We start from the raw sequence: 26,041 nt of genomic DNA, 5'->3' as shown, positions 1-26,041 counted from the left end.
ACCTCCACCACCGACGACGGGAGCAGCAACGATGCAGTACGTGAAGCTCGGTTCGACGGGTCTGGACGTGTCGCGGATCTGTCTGGGCTGCATGACCTACGGCGCACCCGACCGGGGCGTGCACGAGTGGACGCTCGACGAGGAGGCGTCCCGGCCGCTGATCCGGCAGGCGCTGGACGCCGGGATCACCTTCTTCGACACCGCGAACGTCTACTCCGACGGCTCCAGCGAGGAGATCGTCGGCAAGGCGCTGCGCGACTTCGTCCGCCGCGACGAGATCGTGCTGGCCACCAAGGTGAACGGGCGGATGCGGCCCGGCCCCAACGGCGCCGGGCTGTCCCGCAAGGCCATCCTCACCGAGATCGACCACAGCCTTGCGCGCCTCGGCACCGACTACGTCGACCTGTACCAGATCCACCGCTTCGACCCGCACACCCCGGTCGAGGAGACCATGGAGGCCCTGCACGACCTGGTGAAGGCGGGCAAGGTGCGCTACATCGGGGCGAGTTCGATGTACGCCTGGCAGTTCGCCAAGATGCAGCACGCCGCGGAGCGGCACGGCTGGACGAGGTTCGTCTCCATGCAGAACCACTACAACCTCCTCTACCGCGAGGAGGAACGCGAGATGCTGCCCCTGTGCGCCGACCAGGGCGTCGGCGTCCTGCCCTGGAGCCCTCTCGCCCGCGGCCGTCTCACCCGCGACTGGGGCACCGTCACCGACCGCAGCAGCACCGACGACTTCGGCAGCACCCTCTACCAGGAGGGCGACCGCGCCATCGTGGAAGCCGTCACCCGCATCGCCGAGTCCCGGGGCGTACCCCGTGCCCAGGTGGCCCTCGCCTGGCTCCTGCACAAGTCCCCGGTCACGTCCCCGATCGTCGGCGCGTCCAAGCCCCACCACATCGAGGACGCCGTCGCGGCGGCCGAACTCCACCTCACCGAGAAGGAGTTGGAGGAGCTGGAGGCCCCGTACACGCCCCATCCGATCGCCGGCCACTAAAGGCGCGGGGAACTGCCGCCCAGCGACCGACGGCCTACGGCGAACCGCGCAGCACAGTCACCGACACGGTCGACTCGTTCCCGCCCACCGGTACGGCACCCGAAGTCCAGTGCACGACAAGCGACTTCCGCTCATCGGGCGGCGTCACCAGCAGCGAGTGGGGCACAGCGGTCCGCGCCCCGCTGATGGCCGGGTTGGCATACGACAACCCGGCCCGCGCGCTGTCACCCGGCGCGAGAGTCACCCGCACCGGCGCCCCGCCCTCCCGCGAGGGGTCCGGGCCCAGCTGCCTGCCGTCCGCGTCGACGAAGGCCGCGCCCGGATAGCCGTACACCGTGCAGGTACGGCCGGACACATTGGTCAGTACGACGGGGAAGTTCCACTGCCCCGCCCCGGGTTCGTTGCGTCCGACGGACGCGGCCAACTCGGCGGTGTGGCACCGGCCTTCGGCGAGGCCCTCCGCGGAGCCGGGCAGAACGACGGCGCATCCGAGGACCGCCGCGCCGACGACGAACGGGATCGTCCTGGTCATGAACCTCAACCTCCCGTGAGTTCAGGGGCGAAGTACCCCCGCTCGCCCGACTCATCCCCCCGGGGGGCCTATCCAGGCTCCTCGAACAGCCCCAGCTCGGCCCAGATCGTCTTGCCGTCGGCCGTGTGCCGGCTGCCCCAGCGCTGCGTCAGCTGGGCCACCAGCAGCAGCCCGCGCCCGCCCTCGTCCCAGGTCTTGGCCCGCCGCAGATGAGGAGCGGTGTGGTTGGTGTCGGACACCTCGCAGATCAGCGTGTCCGTGTCGTGGATGAGGCGCAGCCGGATGGGCCGGGCGCCGTAGCGGATCGCGTTGGTGACGAGCTCGCTCACCACCAGCTCGGCCGTGAAGGACGCCTCGTCGAGGCGCCAGGTGGCCAGTTGCTCGACGACCTGCTTGCGGATCGGCGAGACCAGCGCGGGATCGGCCGGGATGTCCCAGGTGGCCACCCGGTCCGCGGGCAGCCCCCGGGTGGCGGCCAGCAGCAGGGCCACGTCGTCGGCGATGCCGCTCGGCGGCAGCAGCGCGGCCAGGACCCGGTCGCAGGTCTCGTCCAGCGACTGCGCGTGCTGGGCCAGCGCCGCCCGCAGGGTCGTACGCGCGGCCTCCTCGTCCCGGTCCTGGGACCAGATCAGCCCGTCGGTGTAGAAGGCGAGCACGGTGCCCTCGGACAGATACAGCTCGCTGCACTCGAACGGCAGCCCGCCCAGACCGAGCGGCGGCCCCGCGGGCACCTCCATCTCCCGCGGCGGCCCGTCCGGCGGCAGCATCACCGGCGCCGGATGCCCGGCCCGCGCCACCGTGCAGCGCCGGGACACCGGGTCGTACACCGCGTACACGCACGTCGCGCCCAGCTCGCCGGGCCGGCCGGCCTCGCTGCCGTTCTCCTGCGCGAGCCGTACGACGAGATCGTCGAGGTGGGTGAGCAGCTCGTCCGGGGCCAGGTCGATGTCGGCGAGGGTGCGCACCGCCGTGCGCAGCCGGCCCATCGTCGCCGAGGCCTGCACCCCGTGGCCGACGACATCGCCGACCACCATGGCGACCCGCATGCCCGACAGCGGGATCACATCGAACCAGTCGCCGCCCACCCCGGCCCGCGCCGCCGGGAGATACCGGGAGGCCGCCGCCACCGCGGCCGTCCGCGGCAGCCGGCGGGGCAGCAGGCTGCGCTGCAGCGCGAGCGCCGTCTCCCGCTCCCGGGAGAACCGGCGGGCGTTGTCGATGCACACCGCGGCCCGCGCCGTGATCTCCTCGGCCAGCAGGACGTCGTCGTCGGTGAACGGCTCGGGCCGCCGGAAGCGGCTGAACACCACCACGCCGAGCGTGGTGCCACGCGCCCGGATGGGCACCGACATCGTGGAGTGGATGCCGTACTCGCGCACCCGCTCACGGCGCTCCCGGGAGCGGGCCAGCCACTGCTCCAGGTCACCGCCGGACACCGAGACGACGGTGGTGCGGCCCGCGACGAGCGAGTCGGCCTGCGGCGAGGTGGCCGGGTAGAAGTCGAACTCGCCCGGCTTGACCACCGCCTCGGGGCTGCCCGGGTTCACCGACTGGTGGGCGATCCTGCGCAGTCCGACCGGTACGGCGATCCGGGCGGGCGGGTCGCCGCTCTGCTCGTCGGCGTCCAGCAGGTCGACGCTGACGAAGTCGGCCAGCGCGGGCACGCACACCTCGGCCAGCTCCTGGGCCGTGCGGGTGACGTCGAGGGTGCTGCCGATGCGTACGCTCGCCTGGTTGACCAACTGCAGCCGCTCACGCGCGAGATGGCTGTCGCTGATGTCATGGGCGGCCATGCACACGCCCCGCACCTGCCCGGCGGAGTCGGTGACCGCGGTCATCCGGGCGAGCCAGGCGTGGGCGTGTTCCTCGCCGCCGGCGCGCAGATACGTCTGGACATCGCGGGGCCGGCCGCTGGTGAGCACCTGGAGGAGGTTCTCCTCCAGCTCCTCGCTCTGCGGCTTCCCGCCGATCTCGGACAGCCGCAGCCCCTGGATGTGCTCCTGCGGCAGCCCGAGCGTACGGGCCATCGCGTCGTTGACGAAGTGCAGCCGCAGCCGCTCGTCGTAGACGGCCACCGCGCACGGGGCCTGCGCCAGCGCGGACTCCTCCAGCGGGTCGCCGGGCGGGCGTCTGCCGGGGGAGTCCAGCGGGGTGACGACGAGCCAGTGCCCGGCGCCGCCCTCGGGCGGCCACTGGTGGTGGGCGAGCAGCCACACGGAGACCGTACGGCCGTCTTGGTGGCGCAGCGTCAGAGTGCCGTCCCAGCGCGTGCCCCGCAGCTCGGGCGCCGTGCCCTCGACCAGCTCGGCCGCCGGGCGGCCCAGCACGTCCTCCGCGCTCCAGCCCAGCAGCCGGTGGGCGCCCTCGTTCCACGAGGTCAGTGTGCCGTCCTCGGCGATGACAGCCCGGGCCGTCGCGGCCTCGTCGAACGGGTAGCCCAGGCTCATCGTCGCCACTCCATCGCGCACACTCACAGTCAACGGGTGCGTCTGCTGCGTTCCAGCCTAGTGGTTCCGACCGTACCGGCGAACGGGAGGCCGGTCATGTCCGCGCGACCACCGGGGCCCGCCTTCCGGGATCATGCCGACGCCGCGGGGGCCTGCCCCGGCCGAGAGTCCTTTCAGGCCGACCCGACGCCCAGGCCGGTGAGCAGGAGGTGCGGACCGCCTGGCGAAGGGAGGCCCGTCATCTCCGCGCGGCTGCCATGCCCAGGCCGGTCAGCGCGGCCTCGCCTATGGCGGTGTGGGCGCCGCCGGCGAGGAGCAGGGCGCGGGCGGCTGGTGGGGGCTGCCGGCTGCACGGAACGCCGCTGCGGCGACCGTCGGCCGGGACTTGTCACCGTCGGCCCGGCCGACAGGGCCCGTCCTCCGGATCATGCCGCGTCGCGGGGCCCGGCGCGCGCAGTCCTTCAGGCCGACCCGACCCGGAAGCCGTACCCCATGCCCAGGCCGGTCAGCGCGGCCTCGCCCGTGGCGGTGTGGGCGCCGCCGGCGAGGAGCAGGGTCCGGGCCGCCTGGTAGGGGCTGCCGGCCGCCTCGAGCGCTGCTGCGGCGGCCGGGAGCCGGGACGCGTCACCGTCGAGGAGGGCCTCGGCCCGGTCGACCTGGGCGGTGGCGACCGGGTTCCCGGCGACCAGGGCCCGGGCGGCGGCGATACGGTGCCGGGCTGCGGGATGCCCGGCGAGGGCGGCCGTCTCCGCGCGCAGTGCCACGTACCAGTGCAGCCAGACCCAGGACACCCACTTCCACACCTCCTCCGGCTCCGGCTCGACCCGGTCCAGTGCCGCGTCCACGTCTCCCTGGTGGAGCAGGACCAGGGCGTCGAAGACGGCGCCGTAGCCGTGCCGGTGCTCGGGCGCGTTGCCCGCCCGGCCGACGATCGCGAGCCAGTCCGCCCGGGCCTCCCGGTCGCCGCGCAGCCCGTGCACCAGGGCGACGGCCGCGGCGGCGGGACCCAGGGAGAACGACCGCTGCCGCCCGCTGTGCTCCCAGGCGTCACGGAACCGCACACTGCCCGCGAGGACCTCGTCGGCGTGCCCGGCGAACGCGTCGGCGACCAGCAGCCAGGACGTCGCGTGGTGCCCCACCTCGGCCAGCAGCGGGTGCTCAGCGAGCCGCCGCCCCCAGCGCCGCGCCTCCGGCAGGCGGCCCGCCCCGACGGCGGTCCCCGCGGCCATGGCGAGGGCGTCCATCAGCTCGTGCGCCGCGGCCGGGCCCGGCGGCGCCGAGGCCAGGACGTCGACCCGCCGCCGGGCGGCGTCCGCCGCGCCGAACGGGTCCCCGTCCCAGCTGCGGGCCCCGGACAACGCGTCCAGCGCGGCCGACTCGGCCACCGGGTCGCCCGTCGGCCGGGCCAGCCGTACGGCCCGCTCGGCGCTCGCCACGGTCTCCCGCACACTGTTGTCGACGTCGCCCTGCACCGCGCCGAACGCGTCCGTGACCACCGCCGCCTCCGCCAGCGCGACCGCCGCCCGCGCGGCCGGGTCGCTCCCCGACAACTCCCGCGCCCGCGCCAGCAGGCCGGTCACCTCGTCGCGGGGCGGCACCTGCGCGAACGTGCTCGAGAAGCGGTACGCGATGGTCGCGGCCCCGGCGAGGTCCCGGCCCGCGCCCGCGCTGTCCCCGGCTCGCAGGGCGGCCGCGGAGGCGGCGCGGTGCAGGCGCAGCATGTCGTCGCCGAGCCGGCGGCAGCCGGCCACCGCGGCGGCCTGCCGCAACGCCGAGGCCGCCACGTGCGCGTCGGCGAGCCCGGCCGCCTGCTCGTAGCGCTGCTGGGACTCGCCGAGCAGGGTGCGGGTGAAGGCGGCACCCGCCAGGGCCAGGGCGAGCCCGCGGGCCTGCTCGCGCCGCTCAGGGCGTCGGGCGGACCAGGAGAGCGCGGCCCGTACGTCGTCCGCGACGGCGTCGAAGCGGGCCCGCCAGTCGGGCCCTTCGGTGTCCTCCAGGCCGCTCGCGGCGGCCAGGCACCAGTTCGCGTGCCGGGCCAGGACCTCGTCCGCCTCACCGGCGTCGGCGAGGCGCGCCCCGCCGTACTGCCGGATGGTCTCCAGCGCCCGATAACGGGTCCCCGACGCGGTCGGGGTCACCACGAGCAGGCTCTGCTCGGCGAGCCGGCCCAGACCGTCGGCGACCGCGGCCCGGTCCAGCGGGGCGAAACCGGTCACCTCGGCGGCCGCGTCCGCGGTGAACGGCGCCACGAACACCGACACCCTGCGCAACAACGCCTGGTCCTGCGGCCGGAGCAGGTCGTGGCTCCAGTCCAGCACCGCCCGCACCGACCGGTGCCGGTCGTCCGCGCGGGGCCCGCCCGCGAGGATGCGCAACTGGTCGGAGAGGCCGGCCGTGAGGCCGTCGAGGCCGAGGGTGGGCAGCCGGGCCGCCGCGAGCTCGATCGCGAGGGCCATGCCGTCCAGCCGTTCGCACAGGGCCGCCACCCGGTCCCGTACGGCCGGACCGGGGGCGAGGCCGACCGCGGCGGCCCGGTCCAGGAACAGGGCCACCGCCTCCGACTCGGCGCCCCCGTCCCGCGACAGCGGCGGCACCGGGAACACCCGCTCGAACGGCACCATCAGCCGGGCCCGGCTCGTCACCAGCACCCGCACGCCGGGGCAGGCTGCGAGCAGCCGCTCCAGGAACGGCGCCACGCCGTCCCGCACCTGCTCGCAGTTGTCCAGCACCAGCAGCGCCTCGCGGTCCGCCAGCGCGGCCACCACGGCGTCGTCGAGGCCGGCACCGGGCTGCTCGCCCACGCCCACGGCAGCCGCGACCGCTGCCCCGACCCGCCTCGGATCGGTGACCGGCACCAGGTCCACGAACCACACCCCGTCGGCGAAGTCACCCGCCGCCTCGGCCGCGACCGCCAGCGCCAGCCGCGTCTTGCCGACCCCGCCCGGGCCCACCGCCGTCACCTGCCGGTGCGTCTTCACCGCCTCGGCCAACTCCCCGCGCTCCCGCACCCGTCCGACGAACGCCGTCAGCGGAGCGGGTAGGGCGGGCGCTGCCGACCGTGCCCGCTCGGCCGCCCGCCGGGACAGTGCCCGCCGGTCCGGCAGCTCCAACTTCCGCAGCAGCGAGGAGACATGAGACTCGACGGTTCGTACGGAGATGAACAGGCGTGCCGCGATCTCCGCGTTGCTCAGATGCTCCCCGAGCAGGGCGAGAACTTCGGCTTCCCGGGCGGAGATCACTGGAGTGGACACCGGGTCATTATCCGTACCGCGTCCGTACCGCTTTTCCGTGGCCGGCACGGAGGCGGCCGCGGTGCCTCGAGGGAGAACCTGAGCGCACCGAGTACGAGATCTCCGGAGGACCCATGACGCCCCGCACCCCCGCCCAGCGCCGCCGCGACACCGAGCACCGCCTTGCCCACGACGTGGACGTCTGGGTGGCCAGCGCCTCAGCGGACGGCGTGCCGTACCTGGTCCCGCTGTCCTTCGACTGGGACGGCGAGGCCCTGTTGCTCGCCACCCCGGCCGACAGCCCGACCGGCCGCAACCTCGCCTCCGGCCGGGGCGTCCGGGTGAGCCTCGGCCACACCCGGGACGTGACGATGATCGAGGGCGAGGTCGACGTCCTGGAGATGGACGCCCTGCCGAGGGAGCGGGGCGACCGGTTCGCCGCCCGCACCGGCTTCGACCCGCGCACCCTCACCACCCCCTACCGCTGGTTCCGCGTCACCCCGCGGCGGGTGCAGGCCTGGCGGGAAGTGGACGAGATGACGGGCCGCGACCTGATGCGGGACGGCCGTTGGACGGTGTGACCGACGGGACGTGAATCCATGCGCGACGGCCGTCGGACGGTGTGACCGACGGGACGGTGTGTGTCACGACGGTTGACGGGGTGTCTTGCCTGCCACAAGCATGTGCCCCGACCGTAGTTTTGGGAGCGCTCCCACGAGCGCGCTCCCGAGCGCCCTCCCGAGGAGCCGACACGTGTACAGACGCAGAACCGCCCTGCTATCGCTCAGCACGCTTCTGGCGGCCGCCCTGACCGCCCTGCCCACGCCGTCCGCCACGGCCGACGAGGTCGAGCAGCTCAGGAACGGCACCTTCGACACCGGCACCGACCCCTGGTGGGCCTCGAGCAACGTCACGGCCGGCCTCGACACCGGCCGCATGTGCGCGGACGTGCCCGGCGGCACGGCCAACCGCTGGGACGCCTCCGTCGGCCAGAACGACGTCACGCTGGTCAAGGGGGAGTCGTACCGCTTCTCCTTCAGCGCCACCGGCACGCCCGAGGGACATGTCGTCCGCGCGATCGTCGGGCTCTCGACGGCGCCGTACGACACCTGGTTCGAGGTGTCGCCGCAGCTCAGCGTGTCCGGCAACTCCTACACCTACACCTTCACCTCGCCCGTCGACACCAGCCAGGCGCAGGTCGCCTTCCAGGTCGGCGGCGCCGCGGACGCCTGGCGCTTCTGCATGGACGACGTCTCGCTGCTGGGCGGCGTACCGCCCGAGTCGTACGAGCCGGACACCGGGCCGCGGGTGCGGGTCAACCAGGTCGGCTATCTGCCCGCGGGACCCAAGAACGCCACGCTCGTCACCGACGCGACCGCGCGGCTGCCCTGGCAGCTGAAGAACCCCGCCGGAGCCGTGGTCGCACGCGGCTGGACCGTGCCGCGCGGGACGGACGCCTCCTCCGGGCAGAACGTCCACTCGATCGACTTCGGCGCCTACCGCACGGCCGGCGAGGGTTTCACCCTGGTCGCCGACGGCGAGACCAGCCGCCCCTTCGACCTGGGCACGGCCGGCTACGAGCAACTGCGCCTGGACGCGCTGAAGTACTACTACACGCAGCGCAGCGGCACCCCCATCCGTGACGACCTGCGCCCCGGCTACGGCCGCCCCGCCGGCCACGTCGGCACCGCGCCCAACCAGGGCGACACGGCCGTGCCCTGCCAGCCGGGCGTGTGCGACTACACCCTGGACGTCAGCGGGGGCTGGTACGACGCCGGTGACCACGGCAAGTACGTCGTCAACGGCGGCATCTCCACCTGGGAGGTGCTCAGCACCTACGAGCGCGCCAGGATCGCCCGCACCGGCGAGCAGGGCCGGCTGCGCGACGGCACCCTCGCCATCCCTGAGAGCGGCAACAAGGTGCCGGACATCCTCGACGAGGCCCGCTGGGAGCTGGACTTCCTGCTGAAGATGCAGGTGCCCGACGGGCAGCCGCTGGCCGGCATGGCCCACCACAAGATCCACGACGAGCAGTGGACCGGGCTGCCGCTGATGCCGCACGACGACCCGCAGAAGCGCGAGCTGCACCCGCCGACCACCGCGGCCACCCTCAACCTGGCGGCGACCGCGGCCCAGGCCGCGCGGCTGTACGCCCCCTACGACCGGCAGTTCGCGGCGAAGGCCCTGACGGCCGCCCGCAAGGCCTGGTCGGCGGCGCTCGCCCACCCCGAGGTGTACGCCTCCGACAGCGACGGCATAGGCGGCGGCACCTACGCCGACGGCGACGTCGCCGACGAGTTCTACTGGGCGGCGGCCGAGCTGTATCTCACCACCCACGAGAAGCAGTTCGCCGACCGCGTGCTCAACTCCCCGGTGCACACCGCCGACATCTTCGGCCCCGTCGGCTTCGACTGGGCGCGCACCGCCGCGGCGGGCCGCCTGGACCTGGCGCTGGTGCCGAGCGCGCTGCCCGGCCGGGACAAGGTCCGCCAGTCCGTCGTCAAGGGCGCCGACCGCTACCTGGCCACCCTCAAGGCACACCCGTACGGTGTGCCGTACGCCCCGGACGAGAACAAGTACGACTGGGGCTCCAACCACCAGATCCTCAACAACGCGGTCGTCCTGGCCACGGCGTACGACCTCACCGGCGCGGCCAAGTACCGCGACGGCGCGCTCCAGGCCATGGACTACCTGCTCGGCCGCAACGCGCTGAACATCTCCTACGTCACCGGCTACGGCGAGGTCAGCGCCCACAACCAGCACGCCCGCTGGTACGCCCACCAGCTCGACCCGAACCAGCCGAACCCGCCGCGCGGCACCCTGGCCGGCGGAGCGAACTCCGGCATCCAGGACCCGTTCGCGCAGAGCAAGCTCCAGGGCTGTGTCGGGCAGTTCTGCTACATCGACGACATCCAGTCCTGGTCGACCAACGAGCACACGATCAACTGGAACGCGGCTCTGGCCCGGATGGCGTCCTTCGTCGCCGACCAGGGCTGACCGGGCTGACCGGATGACGGCCGGTACCGCCTCGGGACGCTTGTGACCTGGGAGTATTTACGGGTAAGTACCCGAGCGGTACCGTGTCGTCATGCCAGCCCTGAATGTGGAGTTCAGTGAGCGCGAGCTCGAGGACCTCCGGCAGATCGCCAAGGAGCGCGGTACGTCGATGAAGGCTCTCGTGCGGGAGGCGGCCGCCGCCGACATCGCCCGGCACCGCGCGCTCAAGGAAGGCGCCGAGGCCTTCCGCAGGTTCTTCTCGGCCCACGCCGACGAATTCGCCGCGGCGTTCCCCGACGACGAGGCGCCCGCCAAGGGCGCGGGGCGGGTCGCCTGACCGATGACACCCGTCATCCACATCGACGTGCCCTGGCTGCTCCAGCGCCACGAGGAAGTGCTGCCTGAGCAGCCCACGATCAACGACTTCTCCGCGCTGGTCGCCGCCGTCGCCCGGCATCGCGTGGACCCGCCCCGGCTGGGCGTCGACTCCGACCCGGCCTGGCGCGCCGCCGCCCTGCTGCACACCTTGGCGCTGCTCAAGCCGCTGCCGTCGGCCAACGCCCGCTTCGCCTGCGCCACGGCGGTGGCCTACATGTTCGTCAGCGGCGTCGGCATCGACCCGCCGTACGGGGCGCTGGTGGACCTCGCCCGGGATCTCATCGACGGCAGCACGGACGTCTACGGCGCCGCCGACCGGCTGCGCTCCTGGCAGATATAGCCCCTGCCTGGCAGATATGGCTACTGCCCGGCAGATATGGCCCCGCCGGGCAGATGTGGCCCCCGCCGGGCAGTCACAGCCCGGCGCCGGTGGGGCCGCCGGCCCCGCGGAGACCGCTTCCCGCCCCCCGGCCGGACGCTCGGGGCCGCCGGCCGAGGGCGGGAGGAACAGGGCCGGCGGCCGTTTCGCGCAGGAGAGCCTCCCCCAAACTCTCGCCTTCGCTCGAGTCCGGGGGCCCCCACCCCGCGCGCGGCCTGCCGAGTAGGCCGCTGCCCAGTCCACTACGCGCCCCCGTAGGCCGGGAGCGTGCGCGGCGGACCGGTGCGGGCGCGCCTTTCACACGGGGCGCATGGAATGGCGAAAAGCAGTGCGATTCGGCAGGCCGGATCCCTTCCTGACTTTCTTTCAGTGATACGCATGTTTCCCAAGTGCCTTGTTGGCCTTGTGTGCGCTGTGCCAGGGTGAACCGCCCGGAGTCCGGGCTCTTTTCTCAGTCGGCCGAACTCCTGTGTGTCGCACATACGCGTGGGAAGGAATCCGTTCAGTGCCACCCACCCCCCACCCTCCTCGTCCGCCCTACCCGCCGCCCGGCGCGTTTCCCGGAGAATCCGACGAGTCGCTCGCCGGCCGGCTCCGGGGTAACACGGACGCGGAGGTCTCCCGTTCCACCGCCCTGTTGATCGCGCGGCATTGGCGGCCCGCGCACGAGTACGCGGTCATCTGCCTCGCGGACGCGGGGCCCACCGCCGCGATGGTGACCGCCGCCGCCGTCCACCAGCTCCTCGACCGTCTCACCCTCGGCGAAGGTGCTGTCGCCCTGCGCCCACGGCTGCTGACCGCCGTACGGGACACGGTGCGGTTGTGGGCCGCCGAGGAGCGGATATCCGCCGTACTGCCGGACCTGACCAGACCGGCCGGAGGGCGCGGTATGCGGGTCGCGCCCGCGCGAACGCCGGAAAACCGCAGACTCACCGAGCGGGCATTCAAGGAGCTGCGGCGCGTCGATCAGTGCCTGCTGTGGCACACCGAGGTCGAGGCGGAAGCGGTTGCCGTTCCGGCGGAGCTGCTCGGCATGGACGTCGAAGTCGCCACGACGACCGTCGAACAGGCGCGTGAAAAACTCCGGGAAGGCTGCGTCCGCGCCCATCGGGAACTGGCGCCGACAAAAGAATGCCGTTTCTACAACCGCCTTCTCGACGTGCCCATCCGGCGCGGCGGTGGCCTCCTTCCGGAGGTGCGCCGGCATGTCGCCGAGTGCCGTTACTGCCGGGCCGCCGCCGAACAACTGAGTTATTTCGAGAGCGGATTGGGGGAACTCCTCGCCGAGGCGGTACTCGGCTGGGGCGCCCGCAGGTATGTCGAGTCCCGCCCGGGACGCGCCCGCGCGACACCCGGCCCGCGCGCGGGGGCACGCCACCGGCTGCCGTCCCGCACCCCGGCCCCCCGGCGCTCACCGAGGGCCCTGCTCACCGGAGTCGGCCTGGCCTCGGCCGGGATTCTCGCGATCGTCCTCGCGGCGGGGCTGTGGGGCACCGACGACGGGGCCGAGCCGATGGCCTCGACGGGCGCGAGCGGCCGCGACCCGTCACCCGAGCCGGGCCTCCTGAACGCGGGCGCGGGCCTGTGCCTCGACATCGACGGACAGCCACGCCCCGGCGCGGGCACCCGCCTCGCCACCTGCACATCGGCCCGCACCCAACTGTGGTCCTACGCGTCCGACGGCCTGCTCCGCAGCGGTGCCGAGCCGAGCCTGTGCCTGGACTCGCACATGGACGCCGGCGTGGTGATCCTCGCGAGGTGCGCGGCACGCGACGACCCACGAGCCGACGACGTCCGCTACGAGTTCACGGACAAGGGCGAGCTCCTGCCCCGCTGGGACGACAGCCTGGCCCTGGCGGCCACCACCGCCGACACGAGCGCTGACATCGTCGTCAAGGTGAGAGACGGCTCGGAGTCCCAACGCTGGCGTCGAGCCGTGGGGAACTGATCACACCGGCCCGGCCGGAGACGGGGGAGGCGGATCTCCTCCATCACCGGCCGGGACGAAAGTGACCTTGAAGAGGTGGGGCCAGAGCTTGCCGGTGATCAGGAACTGGTCGGTGCCCGGTACGGCGGCGATGCCGTTGAGGACTTCGGCTCTGCCGCGTTCGGACGGCGTCAGCAAGCCGGCGGCGTCGATACGAGCGGTGACGGTACCGGTGTGCGGATCGATGCGCACGATCGTGTCCGTGAGGTAGACGTTGGCGTAGACGGAGCCGTCGGGTGCGCATTCCAACTCGTTGAGCAGCGTCACGGGGCGGCCGTCCTGGCGCACGTCGACACCGCCCGTCGCCTTGAAGGTGACCGGGTCGCGGAAGGTGAGCCGGTCGCTGCCGTCGCTCATCACGAGCTGTTCCCGTCCGGCGACGCGGTGGTGGCACAGGCCCCATCCCTCGCCCCGATAGGTGACCCTGCGGCGTTCCGCGAGGGTCTCGGGATCGCGTTCGACGGCGATGCCGTCGCGCCAGGTGAGTTGCCACAGGCTGGAACCGGACAAAGTGATGCCTTCGCCGAACAGGGGCGTCGGAAGTCCGGCGAACACGGTGGGCGGCTCACCCGGCGGTCCGGAACGCACCGACGACCGGCCCACCAGGCCGGTGCTTTCGTAGAGGGTGCCGCCTTGCAACTCCAGTCCCTGCGTGAAGGCTTGGGGATCGTGGGGAAGGACGTCCTGCACCTCGACCCGCCACCGCTGGGCGCGGGCGGCACCGGGTCCCTCGGGCAGAGCTGTCGTGCGTGCCGCGCTGTGGGTGGAGCCGGGGGAGCAGGCTCCGAGGGCGGCGCCGGAAACCAGCACGCCCAGCACGAAGCGCGCCATCCCCTGTCTCAATCGATGAATGCTCATCACTTCGTTCGTTTCCGGAGAACTCGGCGGTTCGGGTGTCAGACGCTAATGGAACCCCCATGCGTCCATGACGGGACCGAGATCGCTTTCACCCAATTGCTCCGCCGGGCCTTGCTCCGTCGCAGCGAACGGGTGAAACGGCAATGGCTCCCATAAGTCGGATCACGTCGCAAAGCGCCTTGTATGCAAGTCTCATGCCTGCTCGCACTCCCCCCTCCGTAGCGACCGCAATTCCGCGGTCGACGACAGTTCACAGGAGATTCCCGTATGAGCAGATTCGGGTTGAGGTGGCGGATCGCCGCCTTCGCCGTGGTGATGGGGCTGACCTCCGCCTTCCCGTTCACCGTCGGCGCCACGCCCGCAGCCGCCCAGCCGCCGTCGTCGGGCAGCATCGACATCGAGAAGACCCACACCGGAACCTTCGCGCGGGGCGGCCAGGGCACGTACACCATCACTTTGGATGTCGTCGGGGAACAGCCGTCCCTCACGGTGTACGACGAGCTTCCCACAGGTCTCACCATCGACAGTTTCACCCAGAGTTCGGCCGTCTTCGACTGCAACAACAACGCAACGACGGTCGACTGTTTCGGGACCGGTGTGCTCGAGGGGACCTACACGTTCCAGGTCGTGGTCGATGTCGCCGCGAACACCCCCTGTACGGTCACCAACACCGCGCAGGCAATCGGCAGCGGCCTCTCGGACATGGACAGCGACCCCACCACCATCACGGGCGGCGACTGTGACGGCGATGGTGACGGCGACGGCGATGGAGATGGAGATGGAGATGGAGACGGGGACGGCAACGGGTCCCTCCTGCCGATCAACCTCAGCGGACTCCTCTCCTTCTTCAACAACATCTCCACCAACAACAACATCAACAGCCCTGGTGGCACCAACACGAGCGACCAGCGGTTCCGGCTGACCTCCTGAGCCGAGAGAAAGCCCTCTGCCGATGTCTCTCATTCGGCAGAGGGCTCTCGGCGGTGGGGACCTCGGCGATCGCGGGCCGAGGCGGCGGCCGGGCGTCAGTCGGCCTCCGGACCCCGGTCCCGGACCTCGTGCACGTGTTCCAGTGACTCCTGAAGCTCGGTCAGCCAGTCGTCGGTGTGCCGCCGCACCAGCCGCACGCACCAGGCGAGGGCGTCGCTGCGGCTGCGGGCCACGCCCGAGGCGACGAGGGTGTCCAGGACCTGCCGCTCGCTCTGTCGCAGCCGGGTCATCACCGGAGCGGCGACATGTGTGAACAGAGCGCGTTCCGTCCCGCACTCCACGCCCCAGGACACCTTCCTGCGGAAGCGGTGCTCGGCCTCGCGGGCGACCGCCATGCGGTCCTCGCGGGTGCGTTCGCGGAACTCCTCGATCCGGCCCCGTACGGCAGCGTCGCGTTCGGCGGGCGGGGCCTCCTCCGCGAGCCGGGGCTCGGGGATGCGGCCGATGACGGTGATCTCCTCGCGGTCGACCGAGACCTCGGTCAGCTCCTCGAAGAGGCCGTCGGGCAGACGGCCGGCGAACCAGCCGCGTAGTTCCTCCTGCTGCTGCTTCGTAATCATGTAATGACGATTACTCGCGTGCCTCATGAACGCAAGGGGTCGCGCAGGGGCTCTTCGGGGGCTGTCCGGGGGCCGATCCGGAATGTTTCCAGCCGATTACGCAGCGTGAGAAAAGCGGCCATTCGGCCACTGCAGATGATCATGGAGCGGACTAATCGGTGCTTGGAACGCTCGATTCCGTGACTTCACGCCACTGATTCAATACGCAAGGTTACTGAAACCTATGGGTTCGATGTGAATTCCGGCGGCGTTCTCGGCAGACTCGCGGTCGCCGGTCGGGGACCACACCCGGCCCCCGTGCCGGCACCCCCCGAATCGAGCGGAAGGATGCACACAATGCGGAACACCGCGCGCTGGGCAGCGACCCTCGGCCTCACGGCCGGCGCCCTCTGCGGACCCCTGACCGGGGCCGCCCTCGCCGCCCCCGGCAGCGCACCGGCGTCTCTCTACGCCCCGTCCGCCCTGGTGCTCACCACGGGCCACGGTGAGACCGCGGCCGGCGTCACCCCCGAGCGTGCTGTCACGCTCGACTGCTCCACGGTGCCCACGGGCACCCATCCGGCGCCCGCCGCGGCCTGCGCCGAACTGCGCGCGGCCGGAGGCGACTTCGACGCGCTGAACAGCCGGCAGGGCGTGCTGTGCACCCGGGAGTGGGACCCCGTGGTCGTCACCGTCACCGGCGTCTGGCGGGGTCAGCGCGTCTCCTATGAGCGCACCTTCGCCAACGAGTGCGTGAAGAGCTCCGTCGAATCGAGCCTCTTCTCGTTCTAAAGGACCGGGACCGTACGGAACGCGTTGGACAGAGCCGGACCCGTGACTGGGGAGTGCGGGCACGGTCGCTGAGTTCCTGCGGTTTCCCGCGCCGGGGACCGGCCGGGCGGAGTGGGGCCGCCCGGCCGGACCCCGGCATTTTCATGCCCCGCATCATGCGGCACGTCATGCTTCACGTCATGTTCTACGGTCCCGCTGCGGGGGCTGTTCCCGGGTGCGGTGACTGGTGTCGCACCACGGGAAGCGGCGGCTGCGCGCGCAGGTGCACAGCGCCACCCGGAACCGGTCGGACCGCACCACCGACCCGTCCTCCAGCTCCACCTCCACCGGGCCCTCCATCAGCAGGGGGCCCTGCCGCCGGGCGACGACCCGGCGGGGGGTCTCGGTCTCGGGGTCCTTGCGGACCGGCTCAGGGCAGTTCGGCACGGACGACCACCAGCTCCTCCGTCTCGTCGGCGGCGGACAGCAGCCCCCGCTCGCGCAGCCAGTCCCGCCGGGAGCGCAGCACCCGCCCGAAGGGAATGCGGTGGCGCCGCACGACGGCCGCCTTCATCCCCACGTCCCGCAGGCGCAGGACCGTGCTCTCGGGTCCGCTCAGCGCCGAGTGCACCACCAGCAGCACCCCGCCCGGCCGCAGCAGCGCCGGGGCCTCCCGGCAGATCCGGTCCAGGACGAGCCTGCCGTCCGGGCCCGCGTTCCAGGCGCGGGCCGCCCCGCGCGGGCGCCCCGAGTCGGAGGGCGCGGGGACGTACGGGGGGTTGGCGAGGATGAGGTCGAACGACTGGCCGCGCACGGGGGCGAAGAGGTTGCCGCGCCGCACGCGGATCGGCAGGCCGGCCAGCCGGGCGTTGACCCGGGCCGCCCACGCCGCCCGCCAGGACACGTCCACCGCCGTCACCCGTGAGCCCTGCCGCGCCGCGTCCAGCGCCAGCGCGCCGGTCCCCGTGCCGACGTCCAGGACGGATGCTCCGGGCGGCAGCGGCTCCTCGGACAGCGCGTCGGCCAGCAGGGCGGTGTCCTCCTGCGGTGGGTACACACCGGGTGGGGTGAAGGGGATCATGGACCCCAGGTACCCGAGAATGTCATGAAATACCGGAAACAGTCTTCTGGTTTCCGGGGAGCGGTGCGTGCAGCGACGACCTCCCCGCCCGCCAGGCCCCGAGCAGATGCCCGGCGAGGCGGTCCTCCAGCCACTCGGTCGCGTCGATGCCGAAGGCGACGTCGGCGGCGAGATTCGGCTCGGCCTCCAGCAGGCCGCCGACCACCTCGTGCCGTACGACCTGCTCGTGCACCGCGTCGGCCTCGACATGCTCGTCGTAGAAGAACTCGGCGGCCGGGCCCGCGCCCGTGCGGCGCATCGCCTTGGCCAGGCGCCGGGAGGCGGGGGAGGAGGTGACCTCGACGGACGCGAAGTGCCCGACGAGTGCGCCCCGCAGGGAGCGGTGCAGGCCGAGCAGCGACATGAGGTTCACCGTGGCCAGGGCGGGGGCGCAGGCCGCGTCCACGTAGCGGCCGTACGCCGTGTCCAGTCCCAGGTCGTCCATCAGCCGGGCGAACAGGTCGGCGTGCACCCGGTCGGCGCGGCCGCCGCCGAACTCGTCGAACTCCACCGCCGCCATCGCCGCCTTGGCCCGGCCGTACAGCCGGGGCAGCACCCAGGCGTGCGGGTCGGCCTCCTTCAGGTGGTAGACCGAGCGCTGGGCGGCGTACTCGCGCACCTGCCACAACTCGCCCCGGTCGGCCAGGAAGTGGCTGACGCCCTCGGCGTCGGCGGGCTCGACGAGCAGCCGTTCGAGAGCCCCGGCCGCGTCGTCGTGGGCCGGGACGTCCGCGCGCAGCGCGGTGAGGAAGCGGTGCTCCAGCGCGGCCCGGGTGTGCAGCAGCTCAGGGTCCCACTCACGCTCCGCGGGCACCCCGGCCAGACCCCGGTAGTGCAGCTCGTAGCACAGATGCAGGGCCAGCTGGAGGTCGTCACCGTAGGGCTCCGCGGCCGCGACCTCCTCGGGGGGCGGCAACGGCCCCGTGCCGAGCAGATACTCCCGTACGGCAGCGGAGACCGGCCCCCGCGGCGACGGCGGACACGGTTCCGTACGCTCTTGATCCATGCGCCCCGGGTACCCACCCGGCGCCGGTGGTGTCACTCGCCCTGCGACTCCTCCTGGGCCTCGGTGTTCGGGGTGATCGCCTCGCCGGCCTCGCCTCGGTGGCGGCGTTCCTCCTCGTCGTCCTCGCCGACCCGGCGCTCGGCGTCGAGGATCTCGCGGAGCACCTCCTCGCGGGCGGTCTCGGGCTGTTCCTCGGGACGGGTGTCCTCGTCCGACATGGCGGCTCCTTCGTACGTCCGTTGAGCGAGCGGTCAGCGGTGGGCGCCTGCGAGGCGCAGCGGGACCGGCTCGGTGGCCGGGGTGTCGTCGGCGGGCTCGGCGATACGGGCCCACCAGGCGGGGCCGTCCTCGATGTGGCGCAGCAGGACACCCTCGCGGATCGCCCAGGGGCAGATCTCGACCTCGGGGATGCCGGTGAGCTTCATTGCGGTATGGGCCACGACGGCGCCGGCGAGGCTCTGTGCGGCCCGCGGCGCCGAGATGCCGGGCAGCAGGGCGCGCTCGGCGACGGACAGACCGGCCAGCCGGTCCGCGGCGGCGCGCAGGTCGGAGCGGCGCATCAGCCGCTGGGTGAACGGGCCCTGTCTCCCCGGCGGGGCGCCGCACAGCCGGCCGAGCTGCTGGAAGGTGCGGGAGGTGGCCACCGCGCTGCGCGGTCCCTCCCAGCGGATGCGTGCCGCCACGTCCCGCATCTGGTGCCGCACCGCCCGGCGCAGCTCCCTCACCCGGGCCGGGCCCGGCGGGTCCTCGCCCGCGAAGAACTCGCGGGTGAGCCGGCCCGCGCCCAGCGGCAGCGAGGCCACGAAGTCCGGCAGCCGGCCCCGCCCGAAGGCCACCTCCAGCGAGCCGCCGCCGATGTCCAGCACCGCCAGCGGACCGGCCCGCCAGCCCGCCCAGCGCCGGGCCGCCAGGAACGTCAGTTCGGCCTCCAGTTCACCCGGCAGGGTGCACAGGGCGACGCCGGTGCGGGAGGTGACCGCGTCGAGCACCTCGCGCCGGTTCGGCGCGGCTCGGACCACGGCGGTCGCGAAGGCGAGCGGCGGCTCCGCGCCCCACCGGGCCGCGGTCCGTTTCGCCTCGGCCACCGCCCCGACGAGCCGCTCGACGGCCTCCTCGGGCAGGCGTCCGCCCGGCTCCACGCAATCCGTCAGCCGCAGCCGCCACTTGGCGGTGTGCACCGGCAGCGGCACCCCGCTCCCCGCGTCCGCCACGACCAGCCGCACCGTGTGCGATCCGACATCCACCACACTGATCCGCATGGGCAGGCGAGTACCCATCCGGTGGGGTGCGAGAACGGACGTCTTCCGGCCACCCGGGGTGTACGTATGCCGTCGTTGCGGGAGGAATGGGGCATCGCACGGCTCCCGAAGGAGTGATCCACCATGCCCGCCGACCTCACCGGCACCTTTCTCGCCCTGGACGACGGCCGCCCCGCCGTCGTCGTCGGCCGCGTCTACGCCCGCCCCGTCGAGTGGGTCTGGTCCATGCTGACCGAACCCGGGTGGTTCCCCGCCCGGACCGAGTTCGAGCTGCGCCCCGGCGGCACGGTCCGCTTCAGCGGCGACCCGAACCAGCCCGGCTCCACCGGCCTGGTCCTCGCCGTCGACGAGCCCCGCCACCTGGCCTTCGAGTGGGGCGGCGACGAGATCCGCCTCGACGTGGCGCCGGAGCAGCCCGACCGGACCCGGCTGACCCTCACCAACGTCCTCGCCGACGCGGAGGCCGCGGCCCGCAACGCGGCCGGCTGGGAGGTGTGCCTGACCGCCCTTGACGCCATGGCCGACGGCCGCACCCCGACGGGACCTGGTGCCCTGTGGCAGGAGGCCTACGACGGCTACGTCCAGGCCGGATTCCCCTCGGGCGCCCCTGTCCCCGGCCTGGAGTGACTCAGGCCAGCTGCCGCCGCACCAGCTCGTGCAGGCGCCCACCGGTGTCGGCGAGCAGGTGCGCCGGGGGGCCCTGCTGGACGACCCGGCCGTTCTCCATCACGATCACCCGGTCGGCGTCCAGCACCGTGGACAGCCGGTGCGCGATCACGATCCGGGTCGCGTCGAGCGCCTTGGTCGACTCGATCACCCGGCGCTGCGTCTCGTTGTCCAGCGCGCTGGTCGCCTCGTCGAAGAACAGGATGCGCGGGCGCCGGATCAGCGCCTGGGCGATCATCAGCCGCTGCCGCTGCCCACCGGAGACCGCGCCGCCGCCGGAGACGATGGTGTGCAGGCCCATCGGCATGCGCCGGATGTCGTCGGCGAGCCCCGCCAGCTCGGCCGCCGCCATCGCCTCCTCCGGCGTGTACGGCTCGGTGCCGCAGATGACGTCCAGGATCGAACCGGTGAACGGCTGCGCGTGCTGAAGCACGACCCCGCACTGCCGCCGCACCGCCGACTGGTCGAGCGCCGCCAGGTCCTGCCCGTCGTACAGCACGCTCCCGGAGACCGGCCGGTCGAAGCCGATCAGCAGCCGCAGCAGCGTCGACTTGCCGCATCCGCTCGGGCCGACCACCGCCACGAACTCGCCCGGCCGCACCTCGAAGGACACGTCGTCGAGCACCAGCGGTCCGTCGTCGGAGTAGCGGAACGACAGCCGCCGCGCCTCGAGCGCCCCCGACAGCGGACCCGGCCGGGTGCTCGCCGACCGCACCTCGGGCGCCGCCGCCAGCACCGGCTTGATCTCCTCGTACAGCGGCAGCGCCGCCACCATCGACACAAAGGCGCCGGTCAGCTGGGTCACCGAGGTGAGCAGCATGGTGACCGCGGTGTGGAAGGCCAGGAAGTCCGCGGCCGACATCGCGCCCCGCGCGGGGCCCGCCAGCAGCATGAACATCAGCAGCGAGCACACCGGCAGATACACCGTGCCCAGCACCGCCGACAGGTTCTTGATCCGGCCGACCCGCTGCTGCAGCTCCCGGCTGCGCGCGAACTCGCCCGCCCACGCCGCGTACGCGTAGTTCTCCGCCGCCGCGACCCTGAGCTTGGGCAGGCCCCGCAGCGTCTGGAACGCCTGGTTGTTCAGCCGGTTCGACAGCTTCACCAGCCGCCGCTGCCAGCGCACCTGCCACAGCCCCAGGCCCAGGAACACCGCGGCGACCAGCACCAGCATCCCGACCGCGGCCAGCGCCATCGGCACGCTGTACCAGAGCAGCAGCGCCAGGTTCATCGCGCCGACGGTCACCGACTGCGCGACCGTCGGGCCCACCCCCGCGAGCAGCCGCCGGATCGCGCTCACCCCCATCGCCGCGCTCGCCAGCTCGCCGGTGGACCGCCCGGCGAAGAAGCTCGTCGGCAGTCGCAGCAGCCGGTCCCACACGGCCGGCTGGAGCGTCGCCTCGATCCGGCCCTCCAGGCGCAGGATCGTCAGGTTCTGCAGCAGCATGAACGCCGCCGACACCAGCGCACTGACCATCACCGCCAGACACACCTGGCCGATCAGCCCGGCCTGCGCCTTCGGCACGTACTCGCCGAGCACCTTGCCGGTCGCCACCGGCACCAGCGCGCCGATCGCCACCGTCACCAGGCCCGCGCCCAGCAGCGCCGCCACATCGCCGCGGGTGCCGCGCAGCACGAACCGGGCGAGCCCGAGCGGGCCGAGCCGGCGTTCGGGCAGCGGCCGGTAGAGCATCACCGCGCGCGGCTCGAACTCGCCCGCGTTCGCCTTCTCCACCGGCGTCTCCCGCCCGGTGGCCGGCTGCACCGCCACATAGCCGCCGCGCCGCCACAGCAGCGCCACCGGCGCCCCCGACAGGGCCCGCCGGCCCACCAGCGGGCCCACGTCGTCGCGCCACCAGCGTCCGTCGAGCCGTACCGCCCGGGTCCGTACCCGCGAGGCCAGCGCGATCCGCTCGACCGGGTCGAGGCGCTCGCTCTCGGTGCCGCCGTGCGCGGGCTCCGCCAGCGTGATCCCGGCCGCCTCGGCGACCAGCTTGCACGCCGCGTACGTGGCATCGGCGTCCGCCGCCGTCTGGCGCCGTGACGAGGTCTTGCCGATGGACGCCAGCAGCGTCCGGTCGGCCTGCGCGCGCACCGCCTCACCGGCCCGTATGCCCGCCGCCGCACGGGTCTCGTGATGCTGCTCCAACTCCTCGATCCAGCGGTCCAGCGTCGTCAGCAGCCGGTACTGCTGCTCGACCAGGCTCTGCCACAGCGCCGGGTCCATCAGCAGGTCGGGGGCCGCCTCCGCGCCGTACAGGGAGCCGTACTGCACGCTGCCGGGCGGCACCTGCATCCAGAACACGTCGTCGTCGGCCATCGCCGCCGTCGGGTCGGCGGCCATCGGCGCCTCGAACAGCACCGACAGACCGCGGCCCACACCGAGGGCGAGCGCGTGCTCCAGCGGGCTCGGCTGCGGGGGCAGGTACTGCGGATTGCCCCACTCGTCGTACGTCACGGTCTGCGGCTGCTGGTACAGCTCCCGCAGTGCGATCCGGTGCACCACACAGTCCCGCAACGGCCGTGCCACCAGCGTGTGCTGAGGCCCCGTCACGGGACCGAGCAGCAGCGCGCCCGCCTCCAGGCGGCCCACATGATGCCACTGGCCCTGCTGTACGGCGTCCACCGCGAACAGGTCCAGCGCCCCGGCCGCCACCAGCCACAGCACCTGCGGGCCCTCCAGCTCCAGCCGGCTGAAGCCCGTGCAGTCGATCCGGCTGCCCATCGCGCCGAGCGCGGTCCGCACCGCGTCGCCCTCGTACACGTCCCTTACGGCCGTCATCTCACCGCTCCCTGACCAGCGCCGCGTACGTCCCGCCGCGCGCCACCAGCTCCTCGTGCCGGCCACGCTCGACGACCGTGCCGTGCTGCAGCACGACGATCTCGTCGCTGTCGCGTACGGTGCTCAGCCGGTGCGCGATCACCACACAGGCACACCCGCGCCGGCGCAGGTTGTCCATCACCACCTGCTCGGTCTCCGCGTCCAGCGCGCTGGTCACCTCGTCCAGGACGAGGATGCTCGGCCGGCGCACCAACGCCCGTGCGATCTCCAGGCGTTGCCGCTGACCGCCGGAGAAGTTGCGCCCGTCCTGCTCGACCGGGCTGTGGATGCCGCCGGGCCTGCGCATCACCACGTCGTACAGCGCCGCGTCCTTCAGCGCCTCCACCACCGCGTCGTCCGGGATCGACGGGTCCCACAGCGCCACGTTGTCCCGCACGCTGCCCTCGAACAGGAACACCTCCTGGTCGACGAAGGACACCGAGGCCGCCAGCGCGCCGCGCGGGATGTCCTCGAGCCGTCTGCCGTCGATGCGGATCACGCCCTCCCAGGGCGTGTACAGGCCCGAGATCAGCCTGGACACCGTCGACTTGCCACTGCCCGAGCCGCCGACCAGCGCCACCTGCCGCCCGGGTCCGACCGTCAGGTCGAAACCGCTGAGCAGGGGCTTGTCCAGCGGGCTGTAGCCGAAGGTGATGTTCTCCAGCTCCACATGGCCCTGGAGCCGCCGCGTCGACTCGCCCTTACGTGTGTACAGCGGGTCGGCGCGGAAGTTCTCCACGTCCTTCAGCCGGGCCACGTCCGCCGCGAAGTCCTGGATGCGGCCCACCACGCCGTTGAGCCGGGTCAGCGGCGCGGTGAACCGGGTCACCAGCGCCTGGAAGGCGACCAGCAGGCCCACCGACACATGCCCCTCGACGGCCCGCAGCCCGCCGATCCACAGGATCAGCGCGCTGTTCAGCGTCGCCAGCGCCGGCGCGACCACCCCCAGCCACGCCCCGGGCACCCCGAGCCGCTGCTGCTCCTCCAGCGTGGTCGCGTGCTGCCCCGCCCACTTGCGGAAGTAGCCGTCCTCCCCGCCGGTCGCCTTCATCGTCTCGATCAACTGCAGCCCGGTGTACGCCGTGTTCGTCAGCCGCGCGCTGTCCGCCCGCAGCTTCGCCGTACGTGTCGCCCGCAGCCGTACGACGATCCGCAGCGCGACGACGTTCAGCAGGGCCACGCCGATGCCGACGCCCGTCAGCTGAGGGTCGTAGGTGTACAGCAGGACCGCGTACAGCACGACCACCACCGCGTCCACGCCGGCCGCCGCCAGATCGCGGGCCAGCGTCTCGGCGACGGCGTCGTTGGACTGCAGGCGCTGCACCAGGTCGGCCGGGCTGCGCTGGGCGAAGAACGTCACCGGCAGGCGCAGCAGATGGCGCAGGAAGCGCGCGCTCGACAGCGTCGAGGAGATGATCCGGCCGTGATGGAGGTTGGCCTGCTGCAACCAGGTCAGCACCACTGTGAGCAGCACACACGCGCCCATCGCGGTGAACAGCACGCCCAGCAGCGAGGTCTGGCCGCCGATCAGGAACGTGTCGATGTAGGTGCGGCTCAGCGCGGGCACCGCCGCGCCGACCAGCACCAGCAGCAGACTGGCCAGCACCGCCGCGGGCAGCGTGCCCGCCGTGCCGCGCAGCCGGGCCGGCATCGCGCCCCACACGCCGGTGCGCCGCCCGCCCCGGGTGAAGCCCTCGCCCGGCTCCATCACCAGCACCACGCCGGTGAAGCTGCCGTCGAACTCCTCGATGGGCACGAAACGGCGGCCCTTGCCGGGGTCGTTGACGAACACGCCGCGGCGGCCGAAGCGGCGGCCCATGCCGTCGTAGACGACGTAGTGGTTGAAGTTCCAGAACAGGATCGCCGGACCCTGCACCCCGGCGAGCGCCGCCAGGTCCATCTGCATGCCCTTGGCCGTCAGGCCGTAACTGCGGGCGGCCTTCAGCAGGTTGGAGGCGCGCGAGCCGTCGCGGGAGACGCCGCAGGCGATGCGCAGCTCCTCCAGCGGGACGTGCCGGCCGTAGTGGGCCAGCACCATCGCCAGCGAGGCGGCGCCGCACTCGACGGCCTCCATCTGGAGCACGGTCGGGGTGCGCACGGTCTTCGTGCGCGGCTTGGGCGGGGGAGCGGCGGCACGCCGCCTGGTCGCGGTCACGGCAGCAGCCAGTCGACGGGACGCTGGTCGGCCAGATGGATCGAGCCGTCGGCCAGGGTCATGGAGGTCAGGGCATGCGGCGGCCCGTCGGAGGTGGACCAGCGATAGCCGCTCTTGGTGCCCGTCGCGCGCTCCAGCTGCACCAGCACCGCCACCGGGCGGCCGTCACGGCTCAACTGCTCGCCCAGCTGGGCGTCCCCGAGGAACACAGCGATCTGCCGGGCCGACTGCGGGGCGGGGTCCACGGACTTCACCCGGCCGCGCAGCACTCCGTAACTCTGCGCCGGGACCGTCTGCACGGTCAGGTCCACGGCCGCGCCCACGGGGATCGAGGCCGCGCTCTTCGCGGGCACGTACACCGTCGCGTACAGCGGGGCGTCGGCGCGGGTCACCTTCTCCACGGCGGCGAGGTCGGCGCCGGTGGAGACGATCTGTCCGACGGAGGCGGCGAGCGCGGTGACCCGGCCCGCGGCGACCGCCCGGACCACGGTCTCGCCCTCGGCGGTCCGTACCTTCAACACCGGGGCGTTCGCGGCGAGTTGTCCGCCGGGCTCGGCCAGCACGTCGGTGACCTGGCCCGCGACCGGGCTCTGCAGGATGTAGCTGCCCCGGCCATGGGTGAGGACGGCGGGAGCGCTCACGGTGGAGGACACCGAGCCCGTCACCGCCCACACGGACGCGGCCACCATCGCGACCAGTGTCACGGACAGCACGAGCCAGCCCTGCGGGCGGGCCAGCCGCACGGGAAGGTCGAGCTCTTCCGGCGACTGGAGTTTGGCGAGGGCCTGTTGGCGGAACTGCACGGATCTTCCTCACCCGGTGATGCGCGTCGGGACGAAACGAGTCCCGGGGCCCGTCAGGCAGGCCCCGGGACTCAAGAGCACGTCAGGGTGTGCTCGGCTGGGT

The 26,041-nt window shown here is 72.9% G+C and carries 21 protein-coding genes and 1 pseudogene; 9 read left to right on the top strand and 13 right to left on the bottom strand.

Annotated features, from left to right (window positions below; genetic code table 11):
• Positions 1-31: 31 nt before the first annotated feature.
• Positions 32-1,000: an aldo/keto reductase gene (locus ACIQ6Y_RS00965; protein WP_404030979.1), complete on the top strand. Its 969-nt coding sequence runs from the start codon at positions 32-34 to the stop codon at positions 998-1,000.
• 34 nt (positions 1,001-1,034) lie between these two features.
• Here the strand turns inward: ACIQ6Y_RS00965 and ACIQ6Y_RS00960 are convergent.
• From ACIQ6Y_RS00960 to ACIQ6Y_RS00950, 3 genes and pseudogenes are all read right to left on the bottom strand, one after another.
• Positions 1,035-1,448: pseudogene (locus ACIQ6Y_RS00960) on the bottom strand (DUF4232 domain-containing protein); the annotation flags it as partial.
• Positions 1,449-1,600: 152 nt separating this feature from the next.
• Complete coding sequence (locus ACIQ6Y_RS00955) at positions 1,601-3,979, bottom strand: SpoIIE family protein phosphatase (RefSeq protein WP_404030977.1); 2,379 nt, start codon at positions 3,977-3,979, stop codon at positions 1,601-1,603.
• A gap of 461 nt (positions 3,980-4,440) precedes the next feature.
• On the bottom strand, positions 4,441-7,230 hold the full coding sequence (locus ACIQ6Y_RS00950; RefSeq protein ID WP_404030974.1) for an ATP-binding protein: 2,790 nt from the start codon (positions 7,228-7,230) through the stop codon (positions 4,441-4,443).
• A gap of 113 nt (positions 7,231-7,343) precedes the next feature.
• Between ACIQ6Y_RS00950 and ACIQ6Y_RS00945 the strand changes: the two genes are divergently transcribed.
• From ACIQ6Y_RS00945 to ACIQ6Y_RS00925, 5 genes are all read left to right on the top strand, one after another.
• A complete protein-coding gene (locus tag ACIQ6Y_RS00945; protein ID WP_404030971.1) occupies positions 7,344-7,790 on the top strand; it encodes a pyridoxamine 5'-phosphate oxidase family protein in 447 nt (148 codons plus the stop codon).
• A gap of 172 nt (positions 7,791-7,962) precedes the next feature.
• The gene (locus ACIQ6Y_RS00940; protein WP_404030969.1) at positions 7,963-10,206 is read left to right on the top strand and encodes a glycoside hydrolase family 9 protein; all 2,244 of its coding nucleotides are present in this window, start codon (positions 7,963-7,965) and stop codon (positions 10,204-10,206) included.
• A 91-nt stretch (positions 10,207-10,297) separates the two neighbouring features.
• On the top strand, positions 10,298-10,543 hold the full coding sequence (locus ACIQ6Y_RS00935; protein WP_404030967.1) for a hypothetical protein: 246 nt from the start codon (positions 10,298-10,300) through the stop codon (positions 10,541-10,543).
• Positions 10,544-10,546: 3 nt separating this feature from the next.
• Complete coding sequence (locus tag ACIQ6Y_RS00930) at positions 10,547-10,924, top strand: toxin Doc (protein WP_404030964.1); 378 nt, start codon at positions 10,547-10,549, stop codon at positions 10,922-10,924.
• Between the two features lie 544 nt (positions 10,925-11,468).
• On the top strand, positions 11,469-12,911 hold the full coding sequence (locus ACIQ6Y_RS00925; RefSeq protein ID WP_404030962.1) for an RICIN domain-containing protein: 1,443 nt from the start codon (positions 11,469-11,471) through the stop codon (positions 12,909-12,911).
• Here ACIQ6Y_RS00925 and ACIQ6Y_RS00920 read toward each other — a convergent pair whose 3' ends face one another.
• Positions 12,912-13,781, bottom strand: coding sequence for a glutaminyl-peptide cyclotransferase (locus tag ACIQ6Y_RS00920; protein ID WP_404030960.1), 870 nt, complete (start codon positions 13,779-13,781; stop codon positions 12,912-12,914).
• A gap of 294 nt (positions 13,782-14,075) precedes the next feature.
• Between ACIQ6Y_RS00920 and ACIQ6Y_RS00915 the strand changes: the two genes are divergently transcribed.
• A complete protein-coding gene (locus ACIQ6Y_RS00915) occupies positions 14,076-14,738 on the top strand; it encodes a hypothetical protein (protein ID WP_404030958.1) in 663 nt (220 codons plus the stop codon).
• A 95-nt stretch (positions 14,739-14,833) separates the two neighbouring features.
• On the opposite strand, the gene ACIQ6Y_RS00910 is transcribed toward ACIQ6Y_RS00915, so the two are convergent.
• Positions 14,834-15,358: a hypothetical protein gene (locus tag ACIQ6Y_RS00910; RefSeq protein WP_404030956.1), complete on the bottom strand. Its 525-nt coding sequence runs from the start codon at positions 15,356-15,358 to the stop codon at positions 14,834-14,836.
• Positions 15,359-15,694: 336 nt separating this feature from the next.
• On the opposite strand from ACIQ6Y_RS00910, the gene ACIQ6Y_RS00905 reads away from it, so the two are divergent.
• Positions 15,695-16,129: a protease inhibitor gene (locus tag ACIQ6Y_RS00905; protein ID WP_404030953.1), complete on the top strand. Its 435-nt coding sequence runs from the start codon at positions 15,695-15,697 to the stop codon at positions 16,127-16,129.
• A gap of 177 nt (positions 16,130-16,306) precedes the next feature.
• On the opposite strand, the gene ACIQ6Y_RS00900 is transcribed toward ACIQ6Y_RS00905, so the two are convergent.
• Genes ACIQ6Y_RS00900 through ACIQ6Y_RS00880 form a run of 5 tightly spaced genes read right to left on the bottom strand, consistent with a single transcriptional unit; the run spans position 16,307 to position 19,493 of the window.
• On the bottom strand, positions 16,307-16,555 hold the full coding sequence (locus tag ACIQ6Y_RS00900) for a CDGSH iron-sulfur domain-containing protein (RefSeq protein ID WP_404030950.1): 249 nt from the start codon (positions 16,553-16,555) through the stop codon (positions 16,307-16,309).
• Positions 16,539-17,189, bottom strand: a complete 651-nt coding sequence (locus ACIQ6Y_RS00895) for a HemK2/MTQ2 family protein methyltransferase (RefSeq protein WP_404030947.1) — start codon at positions 17,187-17,189, stop codon at positions 16,539-16,541. Before ACIQ6Y_RS00895 ends, ACIQ6Y_RS00900 begins: the two co-directional genes overlap by 17 nt.
• Positions 17,190-17,211: 22 nt before the next feature.
• Positions 17,212-18,234 (bottom strand): iron-containing redox enzyme family protein, encoded by a 1,023-nt coding sequence (locus ACIQ6Y_RS00890; protein WP_404030944.1) that lies wholly within the window; start codon positions 18,232-18,234, stop codon positions 17,212-17,214.
• 32 nt (positions 18,235-18,266) lie between these two features.
• Complete coding sequence (locus tag ACIQ6Y_RS00885) at positions 18,267-18,452, bottom strand: hypothetical protein (RefSeq protein WP_404030941.1); 186 nt, start codon at positions 18,450-18,452, stop codon at positions 18,267-18,269.
• Positions 18,453-18,485: 33 nt separating this feature from the next.
• A complete protein-coding gene (locus ACIQ6Y_RS00880) occupies positions 18,486-19,493 on the bottom strand; it encodes a Ppx/GppA family phosphatase (protein ID WP_404030939.1) in 1,008 nt (335 codons plus the stop codon).
• 123 nt (positions 19,494-19,616) lie between these two features.
• Between ACIQ6Y_RS00880 and ACIQ6Y_RS00875 the strand changes: the two genes are divergently transcribed.
• Complete coding sequence (locus ACIQ6Y_RS00875; RefSeq protein WP_404030936.1) at positions 19,617-20,120, top strand: SRPBCC domain-containing protein; 504 nt, start codon at positions 19,617-19,619, stop codon at positions 20,118-20,120.
• 1 nt (position 20,121) lies between these two features.
• Here the strand turns inward: ACIQ6Y_RS00875 and ACIQ6Y_RS00870 are convergent, their stop codons facing one another.
• From ACIQ6Y_RS00870 to ACIQ6Y_RS00860, 3 genes are read right to left on the bottom strand one after another with little or no spacing between them, the layout of a single operon-like run.
• The gene (locus ACIQ6Y_RS00870; protein ID WP_404030934.1) at positions 20,122-22,941 is read right to left on the bottom strand and encodes an NHLP bacteriocin export ABC transporter permease/ATPase subunit; all 2,820 of its coding nucleotides are present in this window, start codon (positions 22,939-22,941) and stop codon (positions 20,122-20,124) included.
• Position 22,942: 1 nt separating this feature from the next.
• Positions 22,943-25,135: an NHLP family bacteriocin export ABC transporter peptidase/permease/ATPase subunit gene (locus tag ACIQ6Y_RS00865; protein ID WP_404030931.1), complete on the bottom strand. Its 2,193-nt coding sequence runs from the start codon at positions 25,133-25,135 to the stop codon at positions 22,943-22,945.
• Positions 25,132-25,938, bottom strand: a complete 807-nt coding sequence (locus ACIQ6Y_RS00860) for an HlyD family efflux transporter periplasmic adaptor subunit (protein WP_404030928.1) — start codon at positions 25,936-25,938, stop codon at positions 25,132-25,134. Before ACIQ6Y_RS00860 ends, ACIQ6Y_RS00865 begins: the two co-directional genes overlap by 4 nt.
• Between the last annotated feature and the right edge of the window lie 103 nt (positions 25,939-26,041).

It is taken from the genome of Streptomyces sp. NPDC096205 (genome assembly GCF_044763135.1).
Lineage (GTDB): Bacteria > Actinomycetota > Actinomycetes > Streptomycetales > Streptomycetaceae > Streptomyces.
Note: the sequence above shows the minus strand (reverse complement) of the source record. Positions and strands in the feature narration are given on the sequence as shown.

Bases quoted from the DNA above. Each gene is read 5' to 3' on its own strand.
- ACIQ6Y_RS00965 (WP_404030979.1), top strand. From the start codon at position 32: ATGCAGTACGTGAAGCTCGGTTCGACGGGTCTGGACGTGTCGCGGATC.
- ACIQ6Y_RS00955 (WP_404030977.1), bottom strand. From the start codon at position 3,979: ATGAGCCTGGGCTACCCGTTCGACGAGGCCGCGACGGCCCGGGCTGTC.
- ACIQ6Y_RS00945 (WP_404030971.1), top strand. From the start codon at position 7,344: ATGACGCCCCGCACCCCCGCCCAGCGCCGCCGCGACACCGAGCACCGC.
- ACIQ6Y_RS00935 (WP_404030967.1), top strand. From the start codon at position 10,298: ATGCCAGCCCTGAATGTGGAGTTCAGTGAGCGCGAGCTCGAGGACCTC.
- ACIQ6Y_RS00930 (WP_404030964.1), top strand. From the start codon at position 10,547: ATGACACCCGTCATCCACATCGACGTGCCCTGGCTGCTCCAGCGCCAC.
- ACIQ6Y_RS00920 (WP_404030960.1), bottom strand. From the start codon at position 13,781: ATGGCGCGCTTCGTGCTGGGCGTGCTGGTTTCCGGCGCCGCCCTCGGA.
- ACIQ6Y_RS00915 (WP_404030958.1), top strand. From the start codon at position 14,076: ATGAGCAGATTCGGGTTGAGGTGGCGGATCGCCGCCTTCGCCGTGGTG.
- ACIQ6Y_RS00910 (WP_404030956.1), bottom strand. From the start codon at position 15,358: ATGATTACGAAGCAGCAGCAGGAGGAACTACGCGGCTGGTTCGCCGGC.
- ACIQ6Y_RS00905 (WP_404030953.1), top strand. From the start codon at position 15,695: ATGCGGAACACCGCGCGCTGGGCAGCGACCCTCGGCCTCACGGCCGGC.
- ACIQ6Y_RS00895 (WP_404030947.1), bottom strand. From the start codon at position 17,189: ATGATCCCCTTCACCCCACCCGGTGTGTACCCACCGCAGGAGGACACC.
- ACIQ6Y_RS00890 (WP_404030944.1), bottom strand. From the start codon at position 18,234: ATGGATCAAGAGCGTACGGAACCGTGTCCGCCGTCGCCGCGGGGGCCG.
- ACIQ6Y_RS00885 (WP_404030941.1), bottom strand. From the start codon at position 18,452: ATGTCGGACGAGGACACCCGTCCCGAGGAACAGCCCGAGACCGCCCGC.
- ACIQ6Y_RS00880 (WP_404030939.1), bottom strand. From the start codon at position 19,493: ATGCGGATCAGTGTGGTGGATGTCGGATCGCACACGGTGCGGCTGGTC.
- ACIQ6Y_RS00875 (WP_404030936.1), top strand. From the start codon at position 19,617: ATGCCCGCCGACCTCACCGGCACCTTTCTCGCCCTGGACGACGGCCGC.
- ACIQ6Y_RS00870 (WP_404030934.1), bottom strand. From the start codon at position 22,941: ATGACGGCCGTAAGGGACGTGTACGAGGGCGACGCGGTGCGGACCGCG.